The sequence below is a fragment of the Saccharomonospora glauca K62 genome, assembly GCF_000243395.2.
Lineage (GTDB): Bacteria > Actinomycetota > Actinomycetes > Mycobacteriales > Pseudonocardiaceae > Saccharomonospora > Saccharomonospora glauca.
The window spans coordinates 301,307-318,079 of the sequence record NZ_CM001484.1; the positions used below are offsets into that span (position 1 = coordinate 301,307).

Annotated in this window: 18 protein-coding genes; 13 read left to right on the forward strand and 5 right to left on the reverse strand. The window is 69.2% G+C overall.

Translation table 11 applies throughout. The features are described from left to right. Positions 1–72: 72 nt before the first annotated feature. From SACGLDRAFT_RS01540 to SACGLDRAFT_RS01555, 4 genes are all read left to right on the forward strand, one after another. The gene (locus SACGLDRAFT_RS01540) at positions 73–846 is read left to right on the forward strand and encodes a cytochrome c biogenesis CcdA family protein (protein ID WP_040918379.1); all 774 of its coding nucleotides are present in this window, start codon (positions 73–75) and stop codon (positions 844–846) included. Continuing rightward, complete coding sequence (gene resB / locus SACGLDRAFT_RS01545; RefSeq protein ID WP_005461193.1) at positions 843–2,477, forward strand: cytochrome c biogenesis protein ResB; 1,635 nt, start codon at positions 843–845, stop codon at positions 2,475–2,477. Before SACGLDRAFT_RS01540 ends, resB begins: the two co-directional genes overlap by 4 nt. Further along, complete coding sequence (gene ccsB, locus SACGLDRAFT_RS01550) at positions 2,477–3,469, forward strand: c-type cytochrome biogenesis protein CcsB (RefSeq protein WP_005461194.1); 993 nt, start codon at positions 2,477–2,479, stop codon at positions 3,467–3,469. Before resB ends, ccsB begins: the two co-directional genes overlap by 1 nt. 80 nt (positions 3,470–3,549) lie before the next feature. Beyond that, positions 3,550–4,689: a MinD/ParA family ATP-binding protein gene (locus SACGLDRAFT_RS01555; RefSeq protein ID WP_005461195.1), complete on the forward strand. Its 1,140-nt coding sequence runs from the start codon at positions 3,550–3,552 to the stop codon at positions 4,687–4,689. A 13-nt stretch (positions 4,690–4,702) separates the two neighbouring features. Here SACGLDRAFT_RS01555 and SACGLDRAFT_RS01560 read toward each other — a convergent pair whose 3' ends face one another. Then, positions 4,703–4,888, reverse strand: coding sequence for a hypothetical protein (locus SACGLDRAFT_RS01560; RefSeq protein ID WP_005461196.1), 186 nt, complete (start codon positions 4,886–4,888; stop codon positions 4,703–4,705). Between the two features lie 139 nt (positions 4,889–5,027). Then, complete coding sequence (locus tag SACGLDRAFT_RS01565; RefSeq protein WP_005461197.1) at positions 5,028–5,237, reverse strand: BldC family transcriptional regulator; 210 nt, start codon at positions 5,235–5,237, stop codon at positions 5,028–5,030. Positions 5,238–5,391: 154 nt separating this feature from the next. Here SACGLDRAFT_RS01565 and SACGLDRAFT_RS01570 point away from each other — a divergent pair, with 154 nt between their 5' ends. Further along, on the forward strand, positions 5,392–5,739 hold the full coding sequence (locus tag SACGLDRAFT_RS01570) for a DUF4229 domain-containing protein (protein WP_005461198.1): 348 nt from the start codon (positions 5,392–5,394) through the stop codon (positions 5,737–5,739). After that, positions 5,736–6,800 (forward strand): L-cysteine desulfhydrase Cds1, encoded by a 1,065-nt coding sequence (gene cds1 / locus SACGLDRAFT_RS01575; protein ID WP_005461199.1) that lies wholly within the window; start codon positions 5,736–5,738, stop codon positions 6,798–6,800. The genes SACGLDRAFT_RS01570 and cds1 overlap by 4 nt, the downstream gene beginning before the upstream one ends. 10 nt (positions 6,801–6,810) lie before the next feature. Here the strand turns inward: cds1 and SACGLDRAFT_RS01580 are convergent, their stop codons facing one another. Both SACGLDRAFT_RS01580 and menE read right to left on the reverse strand, forming a co-directional pair. After that, complete coding sequence (locus SACGLDRAFT_RS01580) at positions 6,811–7,686, reverse strand: 1,4-dihydroxy-2-naphthoate polyprenyltransferase (protein ID WP_040919481.1); 876 nt, start codon at positions 7,684–7,686, stop codon at positions 6,811–6,813. A 5-nt stretch (positions 7,687–7,691) separates the two neighbouring features. After that, positions 7,692–8,861: an o-succinylbenzoate--CoA ligase gene (menE, locus tag SACGLDRAFT_RS01585; protein WP_005461202.1), complete on the reverse strand. Its 1,170-nt coding sequence runs from the start codon at positions 8,859–8,861 to the stop codon at positions 7,692–7,694. 18 nt (positions 8,862–8,879) lie between these two features. Here menE and SACGLDRAFT_RS22445 point away from each other — a divergent pair, with 18 nt between their 5' ends. Continuing rightward, positions 8,880–9,023 (forward strand): hypothetical protein, encoded by a 144-nt coding sequence (locus tag SACGLDRAFT_RS22445; RefSeq protein ID WP_005461207.1) that lies wholly within the window; start codon positions 8,880–8,882, stop codon positions 9,021–9,023. Between the two features lie 79 nt (positions 9,024–9,102). On the opposite strand, the gene SACGLDRAFT_RS01590 is transcribed toward SACGLDRAFT_RS22445, so the two are convergent. Next, a complete protein-coding gene (locus SACGLDRAFT_RS01590; protein WP_005461208.1) occupies positions 9,103–10,026 on the reverse strand; it encodes a 1,4-dihydroxy-2-naphthoyl-CoA synthase in 924 nt (307 codons plus the stop codon). A gap of 102 nt (positions 10,027–10,128) precedes the next feature. Between SACGLDRAFT_RS01590 and menD the strand changes: the two genes are divergently transcribed. From menD to SACGLDRAFT_RS01620, 6 genes are all read left to right on the forward strand, one after another. Beyond that, on the forward strand, positions 10,129–11,805 hold the full coding sequence (menD, locus tag SACGLDRAFT_RS01595) for a 2-succinyl-5-enolpyruvyl-6-hydroxy-3-cyclohexene-1-carboxylic-acid synthase (protein WP_005461209.1): 1,677 nt from the start codon (positions 10,129–10,131) through the stop codon (positions 11,803–11,805). A gap of 62 nt (positions 11,806–11,867) precedes the next feature. Beyond that, the gene (locus SACGLDRAFT_RS01600) at positions 11,868–13,367 is read left to right on the forward strand and encodes a M1 family metallopeptidase (RefSeq protein ID WP_040919482.1); all 1,500 of its coding nucleotides are present in this window, start codon (positions 11,868–11,870) and stop codon (positions 13,365–13,367) included. A gap of 21 nt (positions 13,368–13,388) precedes the next feature. Next, positions 13,389–13,889, forward strand: coding sequence for a DUF3592 domain-containing protein (locus SACGLDRAFT_RS01605; RefSeq protein WP_085978096.1), 501 nt, complete (start codon positions 13,389–13,391; stop codon positions 13,887–13,889). A 66-nt stretch (positions 13,890–13,955) separates the two neighbouring features. Continuing rightward, positions 13,956–14,654, forward strand: a complete 699-nt coding sequence (locus SACGLDRAFT_RS01610) for a demethylmenaquinone methyltransferase (protein WP_005461214.1) — start codon at positions 13,956–13,958, stop codon at positions 14,652–14,654. Between the two features lie 9 nt (positions 14,655–14,663). Beyond that, on the forward strand, positions 14,664–15,938 hold the full coding sequence (locus SACGLDRAFT_RS01615; RefSeq protein WP_005461216.1) for a geranylgeranyl reductase family protein: 1,275 nt from the start codon (positions 14,664–14,666) through the stop codon (positions 15,936–15,938). 409 nt (positions 15,939–16,347) lie between these two features. Then, positions 16,348–16,767 carry an NADH-quinone oxidoreductase subunit A gene (locus SACGLDRAFT_RS01620; RefSeq protein WP_005461218.1) on the forward strand — a complete coding sequence of 140 codons (420 nt, stop codon included), beginning with the start codon at positions 16,348–16,350 and terminating at the stop codon, positions 16,765–16,767. Positions 16,768–16,773 lie beyond the last annotated feature (6 nt).

The window sequence follows — 16,773 nt, forward strand, 5'->3', positions numbered from 1 at the left end:
TCCGGTCATCCAGCTCACTCGTCGTACCGGCCAGTGGGCTTCACGCGGACCGTATTCCCTACGCTGAGGCGCGTGAATGAGCTATCCGAGCTGGCGGCCTCCGGGCCGCTGTTGCTCGCCGCGGGCCTGTCCCTGCTCGCGGGCGTGGTCTCGTTCGCCTCTCCTTGCGTGGTTCCCCTCGTGCCCGGCTACCTGGCCTACCTGGCGGCACTCGTCGGAGCCGACGCTCCCGCGGTGCGGGTCGACGAGGAACGCAAGCGGGGGAGGCTCGCCGTCGTCGGCGCCGCGGGACTGTTCGTGCTGGGTTTCACCGTCGTGTTCACCGCCAGCGTCGGCGGACTGGTGTGGTTGGCCGACGCCTTGTGGGTGAACCAGGAATTGCTGCAGCGCATCGGCGGTGTGGTGATCATCGCGATGGCGTTCGTCTTCCTGGGTTTCCTTCCCGTGTTCCAGAAGGACCTCCGGGTCCATCGGGTGCCCCGCGCGGGCGTGTGGGGGGCTCCGGTGCTCGGTGCCGTGTTCGGGCTCGGCTGGACGCCGTGCATCGGCCCGACGCTGTCCGGGGTCCTGGTGCTCGCCGCGTCCAGCGGTGGGGCCGGGGTCAGGGGCGTCTTCCTGGTGCTGCTGTACTGCCTGGGGCTGGGGCTGCCGTTCGTGTTGCTGGCCGCGGGAGCGCGTTGGGCCGTCGGCGCCGCCGACTGGTTGCGTCGCAACGGCCGCAAGGTGCAGATCTTCGGCGGGGTCCTGTTGCTCACCGTCGGTGTGCTGCTGGTGACGGGGCTGTGGGCCGACCTGACGAGCTGGATGCGTGACGCTTTCATCACGGACAAGAGGCTGCCGCTGTGAGCGAGAAGACCACGACGACCGAGAGCCCGGAGACGACCCGCCCGACCTATCGGCAGACGCCCGTCCGACGGGTGCTGGCGTTTCTGCGCAACACGTGGCGCGGGCTCACCTCCATGCGCACCGCCCTGGTGCTGCTCTTCCTGCTGGCGCTCGCCGCGCTGCCCGGTGCCCTGTTGCCGCAGTGGGACCTCAACGCGGGCAAGACCGAGGAGTACATCGCCGAGCACGGCTGGTGGGGGCGCCTGCTCGACCGGTTGCAGTTCTTCGACGTCTACTCGAGTGTCTGGTTCTCGGCCATCTACCTGCTGCTGATGGTGTCGCTGGTGGGTTGTCTGGTGCCGAGGACGGGCGAGTACTTGCGCGCCCTGCGTGCGGGGCCGGTCCTGACGCCGAGGAACCTGTCGCGGTTGCCCCACTACACCAAGGCCGAGGTCGCGAGCGACCCGGACGAGGTGATCGATGTGGTGCGGCAGAGGCTGCGCGGCTGGCGGGTGGCCGAGCGCACGCAGCCCGACGGCACACGCACCGTCAGCGCCGAGCGCGGTTACCTGCGCGAGACGGGCAACCTGGTCTTCCACTTCGGGATGCTCGGCATCATCGTCACTCTGGCGCTCGGCGCGATGTACTCGTACGAGGGTCAGGTGATCGTCCACGCGGACGGGCACGAGTTCTGCAACTCCGGTGTCTTCGCCTACGACTCCTTCGATCCGGGGCTTCGGGTGGACGGCACTCAGCTCTCGCCGTTCTGCGTGAAGGTGAACGACTTCGAGGCCGAGTTCACGGAAGCCGGCCAACCGATCAGCTACGAGGCCGACGTCCAGTACCAGGCGGGGGAGGACCTGGAATCGGGCACGTGGCGCGACTACCGCCTCGCGGTCAACGAACCGCTGCGGACGGCGGGCGACCGCGTGTACCTGCTCGGCCACGGCTACGCGCCGACGTTCACGGTGACCTGGCCCGACGGCGAGTCGCGGACCCGGACCATCCAGTGGCGGCCCACCGACACGACGACGATGTTGTCGCAGGGTGCGACGAAGTTCGACCCGCCCGGCATTAGCGACTCGGAGGAACGCCGGAAGAACCAGCTCGCGATCACGGGCCTGTTCGCGCCCACGGCGGCGTTCCACGGCAACATCCTCACGTCGTCGTTCCCCGACCTCACCGATCCCGCGGTCGCGATCGACGTCATGCGCGGGGAGCTGGGCGTGGAGTCCGGCCGCTCGGAGTCGATCTTCGAGATCGACCAGCGGATGGTCGAGAGCGGCCGGTTGGAGCGGGTGGCTCGCGAGAACCTGCGGGTCGGGGAGAGCGTCACCCTCGACGACGGCACTCGCATCAGCTTCGACGGGGTGCGCCGCTGGGTGTCGTTGCAGGTGTCGCACGACCCCACGCAGGGTTGGGTCCTCGGTTTCGCCATCGCGATGTTCGCCGGGTTGGGCGGGTCGCTGGTGGTGAAGCGCCGTCGCTTCTGGGTACGGGTGACACCCGACGGCACCGACTCTGATGTCCGACGCTCCGTAGTAGAGTTGGGCGGGCTCGCCCGTACCGATCAGGCCGGGTACGGCGAGGAGTTCACCGCCATCGCGCGGGACATCCTCGAACGCACCTCGCAGGACAGAAAGGCACGCTGATGCCGGTGAACGAGACGCTGTCGCAGTACAGCGACTGGTCGTACACCACGGCCGTCGCGGTGTACGTGCTGGCGATGATCTTCTTCCTCGTTGAGCAGTCGTTCGGCAAGCGCGGACTCCGAGCCGCCGAGCGCACCCGTGCCGGGCAGCTCGTCGGGGTGGGGGGCTCCTCCGCCGAGGTCGTCACGGAGCCGGCCACGGGCAGCGGCACCGCAGGGACCGGCAGGCCGCCGAGGACCCGTACCGAGCGCATCGGCCGGATGGGCGCGGCGCTGGCCATCCTGGGGCTCGCCCTTCACCTGGCGGCGCTCGTGCTCCGCGGCCTCGCCACGAGCCGGTTCCCCCTGGGGAACATGTACGAGTACATCGCGGCGATCACGCTGGTCACCGTGGTCGCGTGGCTCGTGATGATGCGCAAGTACCCCATCCGCCACCTGTCGGCCTTCGTGCTGCTGCCGGTGGTCATCCTCATGTTCATCGGCGGCACGTTGCTCTACGCCGTCGCGGCGCCGGTGCAGCCCGCGTTGCAGTCCTACTGGCTCGTGATCCACGTGAGCGCGGCCGCCGTGGGGTCCGGCATCTTCCTCGTGCCGGGCGTGGCGAGCATCCTGTACCTGATCCGGTCGGCCTACGACCGGGACCCGGTGAAGTTCGGCAAGCTGGCGCCGAAGCTGCCGGCCGCCGACGTGCTCGACCGGGTCGCCTACCGGACCACCGTGTTCGCGTTCCCGGTGTTCACCTTCGGCATCCTGTGCGGCGCCGTGTGGGCCGAGGCGGCGTGGGGCCGGTTCTGGGGCTGGGATCCCAAGGAGACGGTCGCCTTCGTCGCGTGGGTCGTCTACGCTGCCTATTTGCACTCCCGAGCCACAGCGGGTTGGCGAGGCAAGCGAGCCGCCACGATCAACGTGGTCGGCTTCGCGGTCACCGTGTTCAACCTGTTCTTCGTGAACCTCGTCTCGACGGGGCTTCACTCGTATGCCGGAGTTAGCTGACGTCCTCGTGTCGCTGCGGCTACCGTCACACGTGTGAAGCGTGAGGGGGACGCTCGGCAACCCATCGGAGGACTGACGCGGTGACCGCACCCAACGACCGTGGCGGGCAGGATCATCCGCTCTTTTCCGAGGCGAGCACGGACTCCGCTCCCCACCCGGCGCCGCCGGCCTGGCAGGGCCCGCCTTCCGGGTGGCAGGGGGCCGTGCCGCCCGTCGCCTCGCACACCCAGTTCGGCGCGCAGGGCGGACAACCCCTGCCGCAGCCGCAGTACGGGCACCCGTACCACGGCTCCGGTCTCGACAGCGCGCAGTTCGTACGTAAGCCGAGGCGGGAACCCAAGTCGGGATGGCGCAGGGCCGTGTACCTGGCGACGGGAAAGCTGATCAACCCCGGCGAGGGACCCGCCGACCGGCGTCGCAGGGAACTCGTGTCACGGGTGAACCAGCCGCTGCGGGGCTGCCATCGCATCGCGTTGTTGAGCCTGAAGGGTGGGGTGGGCAAGACCACCACCACGGCCATGCTCGGCTCGACATTCGCCTCGCTCCGGGGCGACCGGGTGATCGCCGTCGACGCCAACCCGGACGCGGGCACGTTGTCGCAGAAGATTCCCATCGAGACCACGGCGACGGTGCGGCACCTGCTGCGGGACGCTGACCGCATCACGCGCTACAGCGACGTGCGGGCCTACACCTCGCAGGGCTCCAGCAGGCTGGAGATCCTGGCCTCGGACACCGACCCGGCCGTGTCGGAGGCGTTCTCCGAGCACGACTACCTGCGTGTCATGTCGGTGCTCGAACGCTTCTACAACATCGTGCTCACCGACTGCGGCACCGGCCTGATGCACTCGGCGATGAAGGGCGTGCTCGACTCCGCCGACGCGCTCGTCGTGGTGTCGTCGGGTTCGTTGGACGGCGCGCGCAGCGCCTCGACGACGCTCGACTGGCTGGACGCGCACGGGTACGGCGACCTCGTGGAACGTTCCGTGGCCGTGATCAACTCGGTCCGGCCCAAGGCGGGCTCGGTGGACCTGGACAGGCTGGCGGCGCACTTCGCGGCGCGGATGCGCGCGGTGGTGCGCATTCCGTTCGACCCGCATCTCGAAGAGGGCGCGGAGATCGAACTCGACCGGCTTTCCGGCGACACGCGGGCGGCGCTGTTGGAACTTGCCGCGGTGCTCGCCGACGGATTCGGGACGGCGGGGATGCCGTCGTTGCGTTGAGGAGCCCGGTGAGTCAGTCGCTGGGGTTCTCGTCCTTGCGCTTCTTCTGCTGTTCCGCGAGGTGACGCAGGAACTCCGGGTCGTCGTCGGGGGCGAGTGGGGCCTGTCGTGCGGACACCCCTACGCGGTCAGCACCGAGCAGACGCCACAGGAGGAAAGCGACGGTGGCGGCGCCGATCGCCGCGAGCAGGTAGAGCATGCTCGCTCCTTTCGGTGTGTCGCGCGGATGACCACACTACCGCACCCGAGATTAACCCTTTTGTCCATTGCGCCGTTCGGGGTGTCCTTCGCGAGGCAGGGGACCGGAAAGGCACGCGAAGGACACCCCGGTGGCGAGGTTAGTTCTGGGGCCGCTCACGTGCGTCCGTGGTCAGCTCGGCAAGGAGCTGGTTGACCTCGGACTCGCGGAAACGGCGATGGCCCCCAGGGGTGCGAATCGATCCGATCCGACCCGCCGTCGCCCAGCGCGTCACCGTCTTCGGATCGACCCGGAACAGTGCGGCGACTTCGCCCGGCGTCAGGAGCCGGCCTCCAGTGCTCGCGGTCACTCTTCGCCTCCTTCACTACTCGGAGGTCAGAATCGTGTCACTTCCCCCGCCGGGTACTCGAACGGTTGTCAATGAGTAAAGAGGTAGTAAGGGACAAACGGAGCTGTTCGGGCGCTCCGAGGGTGGGGACGGCCACCGCGTAGCCTCGGAGGGCGTGAGCGACCGCCGATCCGACACGCTTGTCCGTGATCTCGTTCTTTACGTTCTCGCCCGGTTCGCGCTCGTCGCGGTGATCGCGGCGATCCTCGTGCTCGCCAGGGTGCCGTTGCTCGTCGGCCTCGTCATCGGGTTGGTCGTCGGGCTGCCGCTCGGTCTGTTGCTGTTCCGGTCCCTGAACGCCAGGGTGACGGCGGGACTCGCGGCCCGCAACGAACGGCGCGCCGCCGAACGCGCCCGCCTTCGGGCCGAGCTGCGCGGTGAGAGCCTCGACACGGACGAGGACTCCGCGGGCTCCTCGCGCGAGGACGACCGCCGGGACACCGACGAGCAGGAGGGGCAGTGAACGACGAGTGGGTGCGGGAAGCCGTCCGCATCATCGAGGCCGACGCCAATCGCAGTGCGGACACCCACCTGCACGTCTTTCCCCTCCCCGCCGAGTGGGGAATCGACCTGTATCTGAAGGACGAGTCCGTGCACCCCACCGGCTCGCTCAAACACCGGCTGGCACGGTCGCTGCTGCTGTACGGCCTGGTGAACGGCCAGATCGGCCCCGACACGGTGCTGGTGGAGGCGTCGAGCGGATCGACGGCGGTGTCCGAGGCCTACTTCGCGCGGATGCTCGGGCTGGAGTTCGTCACCGTGGTACCGCGCAAGACGAGCCGGGAGAAGATCGAGCTCATCGAGTTCTACGGCGGGCGCTGTCACTTCGTCGACCGTCCGCCGGAGATGTACACCGAGGCCGAACGGCTCGCCGCCGAGTGCGGCGGCCACTACCTCGACCAGTTCACCTATGCCGAGCGGGCCACCGACTGGCGGGGCAACAACAACATCGCCGAGTCGGTGTTCACGCAGATGCGTTCGGAACGGTACCCGGTGCCGTCGTGGATCGTGGTCGGCGCGGGTACGGGCGGCACCAGCGCGACGTTCGGCCGGTACGTCCGCTACCGCAGGTACGAGACGAAGATCGCCGTGGTGGACCCCGAGAACTCCGCCTTCTACGGCGCGTGGCTGACCGGCGCGCGGGACTACCAGACGGGAATGCCGTCTCGGATTGAGGGGATCGGGCGGCCGAGGGTGGAGCCGTCGTTCCTTCCCGAGGTGATCGACGAGATGATCCAGGTCCCCGACGCCGCGTCGCTGGCGGCGATCAGGTTCCTGCGCCGCCACACCGGACACTGGGCCGGTGGTTCGACGGGCACCAACCTCTACGGCGCGTTCACGCTGATCTCGCGGATGCTCGCCCGAGGCGAGCGCGGCAGCGTGGTGACGCTGCTCTGCGACGGCGGTGAACGCTACGCCGGGACGTACTACAACGACGACTGGCTGGCCGAGCGGGGGTTGGACGTCGAGCCGCACCTCAAGGCATTTGAGCGGTTCCTGGACACCGGGGTGTTCCCCGGCTGACGTCGTCGCCTCAGCCCGCGAGCGCGAGTGCCACGCCCGTGAGCACCGCCCACGCGAGCATGGCGAACCCCGTGTCGCGCAGCACCGGGATGAGTTGCAGTCCCACGCGGCCACTCGTGATCGTGCGCACTGGGTTCACCAGAAGCGCGGCCGCCAGCAGGCCCACGAGCGCCACGGGATGGGCGATGCCCAGCGCGATCGTGACGAGGAACGGCACGATGGCGAGGACCACGTAGAACCGGCGCGTGCCCGTGTCACCGAGCCGCACGGCGAGCGTGATCTTTCCCGCCACGCGGTCGGTGGGGATGTCGCGCAGGTTGTTGGCCACGAGCACCGCCATCGAAAGGCACCCGACGGCCACCGCGCAGCCGAGGGCCTCCCAGCTCACCCGCCCGGCCTGCACGTACACGGTGCCGAGCACGGCGGCGAGACCGAAGAAGACGAACACCGCGACCTCGCCGAGGCCCGCGTAGCCGTACGGCCGGGAACCTCCGGTGTAGAACCACGCCCCGGCAATGCACGCGGCCCCGACCAGCAGCAGCCACCACTCGCCCGTCACCAGGACGAGCACGAGGCCGAACACCGCCGCCACCGCGAACGACGTCAGCGCCGCGGCCAGCACGGTCTTCGCGGACGCGGCCCCCGAGCCCACCAACCGGAGCGGCCCCACCCGCTCGGCGTCGGTGCCCTTGATCCCGTCGGAGTAGTCATTGGCGAAGTTCACGCCGACGATCAGTGCCAGTGCCACCAGAAGCGCCAACAGGGAACGCCACCACGACAGCGCGTCGAGCTGCGCCGCGGCTCCCACGCCCACCAGCACCGGGGCCACGGCGTTGGGCAGAGTGCGCGGCCGTGCCCCCTCGATCCACTCAGCGACGGTTGCCATGTCGGTCATTCTTGGACATCGGCGACCGGACGTTCGACGTGGCCGAGCAGAAGGCGGCGCACGGCACTCCGGTCGACCTTGCCCGGACCGAGCAACGGAAGCTCGTCGACCACCCGCACCTGCTTGGGAGCGGCGGCGGCACCGAGCTCGGCCCGTACCGCGTCACGGAGTCGCTCGACGGGAACGTCCTCGGTGGTCACGACGGCGGCCGCCACCCGCTGTCCCCACTCGGGGTCGGGCAGCCCGACGACACAGGCGGAGCGTACCTCCGGCCGCCGGGTGAGCGCGTTCTCGACCTGCCCGGCGGGCACCTTCACCCCGCCGGTGTTGATCATGTCGTCGACGCGGCCGAGTACCCGGAGCCTGCCGTCGGCGGTGAACGTCCCGACGTCGCTCGTGCGGAACCAGCCGTCCACGAACGACTCCGCCGTGAGGTCGGGGGCGAGCCGGTAGCCGTGGGAGAGCACGGCACCGGAGATCTCGATGCGGTCGTCGTCGCCGAGCCGGACCCGCACGCCGTCGAGCGGCACTCCCGCGTAGACACACCCGCTCGCGGTCTCGCTCATCCCGTACGACGGCACGACGGCCAGCCCCGCGCGCTCGGCCCTGTGCCGGAGGTCGTCGGGGTAGGCGGCTCCACCGAGGACGATCGCGTCGAACCCCGCAGCCTCCTCGACACCCGCGTCGAGCAGCCGGGAGAGCTGGGTCGGCACCAGCGCCGTGTAGTGCGGGCCGGGGGAGGACAGCGTCTCGCGGGCGGCCTCGGCGAACGCCTCCGGCCGGAACCCTCGGGAGAGGTCCATCACCACGGGAGTGGTGCCCGCCAGGTGCGAGCGCACGAGCACCTGGAGCCCGCCGATGTAGCAGGGCGGGGTGGCGAGCAACCACCGGCCGGGGCCACCGAGCCGCGCGTGGGTGGCCCGTGCGGAGGCGAGCAGAGCCCGTGTCGACAGCAGCGTGCCCTTCGGACGTCCCGTCGAGCCGGAGGTGGGAATGATCACGGCGGTGTCGGGTTCCACCGGCTCGTCGGGTCGCATGGCGGCGCGGACGGCGTCGGCGGCGGGGTTGCGGGGATCGAGGGGGAGCACGGTGGGGCCGCCGTCGAGTGCGTCGAGCACGGCGCGGGTGAGTTCGGCCACCGATTCGGAACGACCGTCCGACCAGATCACGCGCATGCTTTACGGTCCCTTCACATGGCAGGTTTTTCCGGACTACTGACCTACGGCGCGCTCACCGCGGTGTTCTTCTTCCTTCTCTACTTCGTGGTGAGGGCCGCCGTTCGCGACGGCATCCGGGAGGCCCGGCAGGCCCCGGGCGGGCCCGGGCCGGAGGCCTGACGGCGCGGACCCGCGTGCACAGCCTGCGGACACGCGTACATCAAGTGCGGACACGCGTGCGCAGGCTGCGGACACGGTGTCAGTAGTAGTACGGGTAGTTCGACCAGTCCGGTTCGCGCTTCTCCAGGAAGGCGTCGCGGCCCTCCACGGCCTCGTCCTGCATGTAGGCCAACCGCGTGGTCTCCCCCGCGAACACCTGCTGACCCACGAGGCCGTCGTCGACGAGGTTGAACGCGTACTTCAGCATGCGCTGTGCCGTGGGAGACTTGCCGACCACCTCCCATGCCCACTCCAGCGCCTCGGCCTCCAGCCGCTCGTGGGGCACGGCCTTGTTCACGGCACCCATCGCGTGGGCCTCCTCGGCCGTGTAGGTGCGGCCGAGGAAGAAGATCTCGCGTGCGAACTTCTGCCCGACCTGCCGTGCCAGATAGGCCGAGCCGTACCCGCCGTCGAAGGAACCCACGTCGGCGTCGGTCTGCTTGAAGCGCGCGTGTTCCGCCGAGGCCAGTGTGAGGTCACACACGACGTGCAGGGAATGACCGCCGCCCGCGGCCCATCCCGGCACGACCGCGATCACGACCTTCGGCATGAACCTGATCAGGCGCTGCACCTCCAGGATGTGCAGCCTGCCCGCCCGAGCGGGGTCGATGGTGTCCGACGTCTCGCCGCTGGCGTACCGGTAACCGGACCGGCCCCGAATACGCTGGTCTCCACCGGAGCAGAACGCCCAACCGCCGTCCTTGGGAGAGGGGCCGTTGCCGGTGAGCAGGACGCATCCGACGTCGGAGCTCATTCGCGCGTGGTCGAGGGCGTGGTACAGCTCGTCCACGGTGTGCGGGCGGAAGGCGTTGCGCACTTCCGGCCGGTCGAACGCTACCCGGACGACGCGCTTGCCGGACCGGCTTTTCCTCGAACGGTGGTATGTGATGTCGGTGAAGTCGAAGCCCGCGACCTCTTCCCACTCGGTGGGGTCGAACAGCTCCGAAACCTGGGTTTGGCGCACGCCTGGGAGAATAGGCCGTGTGCTTCCCCCGATCGACGCCCCGGCGTGGCGCAGCAGTCGTCGACGGACTCGGGCGGGTCTCGATGCGGAGGGGGCTCGCCCGTGAATCCCTCCACGGCCCAGGCCCGCGTTCTCGTGGACGAGCTGGTGCGCAACACGGTGTCGCACGTGGTGCTCAGTCCGGGGTCTCGTAACGCGCCGCTGTCGTTCGCCCTCCACGAGGCCGCCTCGCAGGGCAGGCTCACGCTGCACGTCCGTATCGACGAACGCAGTGCGGCCTTCCTCGCGCTCGGCATCGCCGCGCGGACGGGAAGACCGGTCGCGGTGGTGTGCACGTCGGGCACGGCCGCCGCGAACTTCCATCCCGCCGTGCTGGAGGCCGACCGGGCGGGGGTGCCGCTGATCGTGCTGACGGCCGACCGGCCACCCGAGCTCCGGGCCTCGGGGGCGAACCAGGTGATCGACCAGCGCGGGCTGTACGGCGGTGCGGTGCGTTACTTCGACGAGCTGGCCGTGGCCGAGCGCAAGCCGGGGCAGAACGCCTACTGGCGCAGCCAGGTGTGTCGGGCGTGGAACGCGGCCTACGGCGAGTGGCGGTGCGGGCCCGTGCACCTCAACATCCCCTTCCGGGAACCGCTCGTGCCCGACGCCACGGACACCGACGACTGGCCCGAGTCGCTCGACGGCAGGCCCAGGGGCGCTCGCTGGACGGAACTGCCCGACTTCGGGGCGCTGCCCTCGTTCGTGGTGCCCTCCGCAAGGCACGGCCTGGTGATCGCGTGTGACTCCGGGGTGCGGGCGGCCGGGGAGTGGGCCGAGTTGCACGGCTGGCCGGTGATCGCGGAGACCGGCGGTCTCGGCCTCGGTGGCACGACGGCGATCTCGGCCGGGGTGTGGCTGCTGGGGCTGGAGGAGTTCCTCGCCGAGCACAAGCCGGAGCAGGTGCTGTGCATCGGAAGACCCACCGTGTTCCGGCAGGTGCAGCGAGTGTTGTCCGATCCGGACATCGAGGTCCTGCTCGTGCGACCCGACTCCGACTGGCCCGCGCCGGCGCACAACGTGCGGCAGGTGGGGCAGTGGTTCGACGAGCCCGCCAAACCCGCCGATCCCGACTGGTTGTTGCGGTGGCGGCGGGCCGACGCGGCGGCCACGGCCGCGGTGCGGCAGACGTTGGCCGCGCAGCCGTGGCCCAGCGGGTTGAGCGTGGCCTATGAGCTGGTGGAGCTGTTGCCGGAGGACTCCCTGCTGGTGGTGGGGTCGTCCAACCCGACGCGTGACGTCGCTCTCGTGGGCGGGAGCAGGCCCGACGTCCTGGTGCACCGCAACCGCGGGGTCGCGGGCATCGACGGCACGATCTCCACGGCGCTGGGGGCTGCTCTGGCGCATTCGGGTCCCTCGTACGCGTTCGTGGGCGACCTGACGTTCCTGCATGACATCAACGGCCTGCTCACGGGGCCCTCGGAACTCCGCCCCGACCTCACGATCGTGGTGCTCAACGACGACGGCGGGGGCATCTTCTCCCTGCTGGAGCAGGGGGAGGACCAGTACCGGGACAGCTTCGAGCGGGTCTTCGGCACGCCGCACGGTTCCGAGCTGTCGGCGTTGTGCGCCGGCTACGGGGTGCCGCACACGCTGGTCGAGTCGCGCGCGGCGTTGCGGGAGGCGCTCCGGCCCGCGCCCGGCCTGCGGGTGGTGGAGGTCCGGGTCGACCGTTCGCGTCACCGTGACTTGCACGCGTCGTTGCGTGCGGCGGTGGCCGGGGCCGTCGCCGCCCGATAGGACACGATCAGCCCACTTTCGCTCGTGTCCGAACGGTGTCGAACGAACTACCGTTCGTGAACATGCGTATACGAACACGTGTCTGCTCCGGTGGGGTCGCGGCGTGCCTGGTCACGGTGCTGACCGCCACGACGGCGAGCGCGGCCCCGGTGCGAGGGGCTCCCGGAGTCGGCGATCCGTACTACCCCGGCGACGGCAACGGCGGCTACGACGTCACGCACTACGACATCCGGCTGACCTACCAGCCGGAGACCGACCGGCTGTCCGGCACCACCACGATCCTCGCGACCTCCACGGCGGAGCTGTCGAGCTTCAACCTGGACTTCGCGCTGGACGTGGAGTCGGTGCGGGTGAACAACCGCCCCGCGCGAGTCGAACGGGACCCCGCCGACCCGACGGAGGTCGTGGTCGTTCCCGAGGAGGTCGTGGGGAAGGGCGAACCGATGACGGTGGTCGTCCGCTACGCCGACACCCCGTCGGAGGTGGCGGTGGACGGCGTCACCGCGTGGAAGCTCACCGAGACGGGAGCCCTGGCGGTCGATGAGCCGCACATCGCCGAGTGGTGGTTCCCCTCCAGCGACCATCCGACCGACAAGGCCACCTACGACGTCTCGGTGGAGGTTCCCGACGACGTCGTGGCCCTGTCGAACGGTGTGCTCGCCGGCACCAGCAAGCAGCGTGTCGGGTGGACGCGCTGGAACTGGCGCAGCGTCGAGCCGCAGGCCACCTACCTGACCTTCCTCGCCGTGGGTGACTACGACGTGCGGTACTCGACCACCCCGAGCGGGCTGCCGAGCGTCACCGCCTACGAGACGACGTTGGGCGATTCGAGGGCCGCGGCGGAGGCGAGCATCGAGCGCACACCCGAGGTGGTGGAGTTTTTGGAGGGGCTGTTCGGCCCGTATCCGTTCGAGGCCCAGGGCGGCGTGGTGTCGACGGGGCTCGACTTCGCGCTGGAGAACCAGACCAGGCCGGTGTACGACGCCGGATTCTTCAGCCGTGGCTCGAACCTGTCGGTGGTGGTGCACGAGAACGCCCACCAGTGGTTCGGCGACTCCGTCTCGCTGGGTAGGTGGAGCGACATCTGGCTCAACGAGGGCTTCGCCAGCTACGCGGAGTTCCTGTGGTCGGAGCACGTGGGCGAGGGCACGGCCGACGAACTGGCGCGGTACCTCTACGAGTCGATCCCGGCCGACGACGAGTTCTGGCAGGTGCTGCCCGGTGATCCGGGGGCGGACAACCAGTTCCACTCGGCCGTCTACGACCGTGGTGCCCTGGCGGTGCACGCGCTGCGCACGACGGTGGGCGACGAGGTGTTCTTCGAGCTGTTGCGCACGTGGCTCGACGAGCGGCGCGGCGGCCACGGAACCGTCGAGGAGTTCATCGCGCTGGCCGAGAAGCTGTCGGGCAAGCAGCTCGACGAGGTGTTCGATACCTGGCTGTTCACGAAGGGCAAGCCGAAGGTCGGGCCGAGCGGCGCCGAGGTGCGCGCGGCCGTGGCCGAACCCGAGTCATACCGCGAGATCGCTTTCACCCACGAGCAATTGGCAAAGCGCCAGTAGGCGGGTCGATATGCTCGCCGTGTGAGGACGGTCGGCCCCGAGCGCGCCGGGGAAGCAGCGCTTCAGGCGCGGCGTGAGCACGTGTTACGCCTCGGCTCCTGGGGCGTGCTCGGGGCCGCTTCGGTGATCACTCTGCTCGGAGTGGTGCTCGTCATGGGCGCCTTTCGCAACGACCAGCTGATCGCCGAGAACCACGGCACGGCCACGGCCCTGGTCGAACAGGTGATGTTCGACCGCACCCTCATCCGGTACGAGACCCCCGACGGCGTGTCGCACAGTCCCGAGAACGGGGTGCTCTACCCGGACGGTCTGACCGCCGGACAGCTCGTACGCATCGAGTACGACACCACCGACCCCGAACTCGCCAAGGTCGCCGAGCGCACATGGCTGCTCACCCTGCTTCCCGTGTCGACGACCCTGCTGGTCACCTGGCTCGTGGCCGCCCCCCTGGCGTGGTTCCTGCGCTCCCGACTGCGCGCTCTGACCACGGTGAGGGAATCAACGGTCGGGGCAGCTCGCTGACCGGCTCCGGCTCGGTGGCCACCCGACGGCCGCAGCCGTTCCGGAGGAGCCGACTAGACTCCCGACATGGCCCGAGCGAGCCTGGACAAGAACCCAGCCGACGTCGCGGCGATGTTCGACGGCGTCGCCAAGCGCTACGACCGCGCGAACTCGGTGATGACGTTCGGCTTCGACCGGCGATGGCGCGTCATCACGGGTCGAGCGCTCGACGCCCGCCCCGGCGAGAAGGTGCTCGACCTCGCCGCCGGTACGGGAGTGTCCACAGAGGAGTACGCCAGGGGCGGTGCGTGGTGCGTCGCCGCCGACTTCTCGCTCGGCATGCTCAAGGGCGGGCGGCACCGCGGGTTGCCGATGGTGGCCGCCGACGCGCTGCGACTGCCGTTCGCGGACGACTCGTTCGACGCCGTCACGATCACGTTCGGGCTGCGGAACTTCGTCGACACCAAGGCGGCGCTCGTCGAGATCCTGAGGGTGGTCAAGCCGGGCGGCAGGCTGATCGTGTGCGAGGCGTCGACCCCGCCGTTCGCGCCGATCCGCTTCGTCTACCGCAAGTTCGCGCTGCGCCTGATGACCTGGTTCGGCCGGAGGGTGTCGTCGAACCCGGAGGCGTACTCGTACCTGTTCGAGTCCATGCTGACCTGGCCCGATCAGCGGCGCCTGGCGGAGATCATCGCCGACTCCGGCTGGCGTGGCGTCGAGTGGATGAACCTCACATTCGGCGTGGTGGCCATCCACCGTGCATGGAAGCCCAAAGCCGACTCGTAGACTCGCCGCATGACTCACGACGCCCAGGTCATCGTCGTCGGTGCGGGTCCGGCGGGCTCCACGGCGGCCACCTATCTCGCCCGCGCGGGCGTCGACGTGCTCCTTCTGGAGAAGACGAGCTTCCCTCGCGAGAAGGTGTGTGGTGACGGTCTCACGCCGCGAGGCGTCAAGCAGCTCATCGACCTCGGCATCGACACCAGCCGCGAGGCGGGCTGGGTGCACAGCAGGGGGCTGCGCATCCTCACCGGCGAGCTGACCCTGGAGCTCGACTGGCCCGAGCTGACGGCCTACCCGCCTTACGGTGTGATGCGTACTCGCCGTGACTTCGACGAGCTGCTCGCGAGGACAGCCGTCAAGGCAGGGGCGCGACTGCTGGAGCGCACCGCGGTGACCGGGGCGATCACCGACGAGCGCACCGGTCGAGTCGTCGGGGTGCGAGCCAAGCAGGGACCCGAGCGCAAGCCGGTCTCCTACCACGCGCCGTTGGTGCTGGCCTGCGACGGAGTGTCCGCGCGGCTGGCGCTCTCGGTGGGCATCCAGAAGAACGACAGCAGGCCGATGGGCGTCGCCGTGCGTCGTTACTACCGCAGCCCCCGTCACGACGACGCCTACATCGAGGGGCATCTGGAGCTGTGGGACCGCAGGGACCCGCGGAACCCGCAGTTGCTCCCCGGCTACGGGTGGGCCTTCCCACTCGGCGACGGAACGGTGAACGTCGGGTTGGGGATGCTGTCGACCTCGAAGTCGTTCCGCAACATCGACTACCGGGCGTTGCTGCGTTCGTGGCTCGACTCGACGCCCGAGGAGTGGGGCTACCGCGAGGAGAACGCGGTGGGCCGTATCGGCGGTGCCGGTATCCCGATGGGTTTCAACCGCACCCCGCACTATCGCGACGGACTTCTGCTGCTCGGCGACGCGGGCGGCATGGTGAGTCCTTTCAACGGCGAGGGCATCGCGGCCGCGATGGAGTCGGCCAAGCTGGCGGCGGAGCACGTGGTCCAGGCGCTCGCGCGTCCGGAAGGGGCGTCTCGTGAGCGTGCCTTGCGGGGCTATCCGCGTGCGGTCGCGGACCTGATGGGCGGCTACTACCGGCTCGGCAACCTCTTCGCCAAGGCCATCGGCCACCCGAAGGTCATGCGCGCGGCCACCAAGTACGGGCTGCGGATCAGGCCGTTGATCCCCTTGGTGTTCAAGGGGCTCTCCGGTTGCTACGACCCGAAGGGCGGCGACGTCGTCGACCGGCTCGTGGCCACGTTGTCACGCCTCGCGCCCGCGCCTCGCTGACCGACCACCCGGTCAGTGGGAAACATCACAGTACACGCGTACTTCTATGTGTTCCGGGACACGTTCCCGAGTGTTTTGTGCAGGTAGCACAGGGTGTTCGCCCCGGGGGCCAGGGCGGCCGTAACGTCGTCGCGTCCCGAATGGTTCCATCGGGCGCTAGCGACAAGGTGTGAGTTACGTCTTACACTGCACCCATGTTTTGTGAAGGGATTCACAACCCCGCAGACCGGCTTGTGAACTCCTTCACAAGCGGGAATGGTTGCCTCGTTCGTGACAGAGGTGGTTAAGAACACAAAGTAAGGCGGTCCTTACTCCCAGCGGTGTGGCGTAGGTCCCTTAAAGTCTCGCCACGACAGTCAGTTGTCGACCATGTCCGTTACGCAGCGGCGCGTGAAAGGATGGTGCCGCAGTGATCTCCTCGGTGTCCGCGACGGAGGTTCTGGCGCAGGAGAGCGCGGATTCCGGCCTCGGCGTTTTCCTGCCTCTGGTGTTGCTGTTCGGGCTCGCGCTCGCGTTCGCGCTCTTCTCCGTCCTGCTCGGACCACTGCTGGGCCCCAGTCGGTACAACAAAGCCAAGCTCTCCGCGTACGAATGCGGTATCGAACCGTCCCCGCAGCCGCTGGTGGGCGGTGGCCGCATGCCCATCGCCTACTACGTGACGGCGATGCTGTTCATCCTCTTCGACATCGAGATGGTGTTCCTCTTCCCCTACGCCGTGTCGGCGGACTTCCTGGGGTTGTGGGGAGTCGCCGCCGTCTCGTTGTTCATCGCGACGTTCTTCATCGCCGACATCTACGTGTGGCGGCGCGGCGGGCTGGATTGGAACTGATCGAAC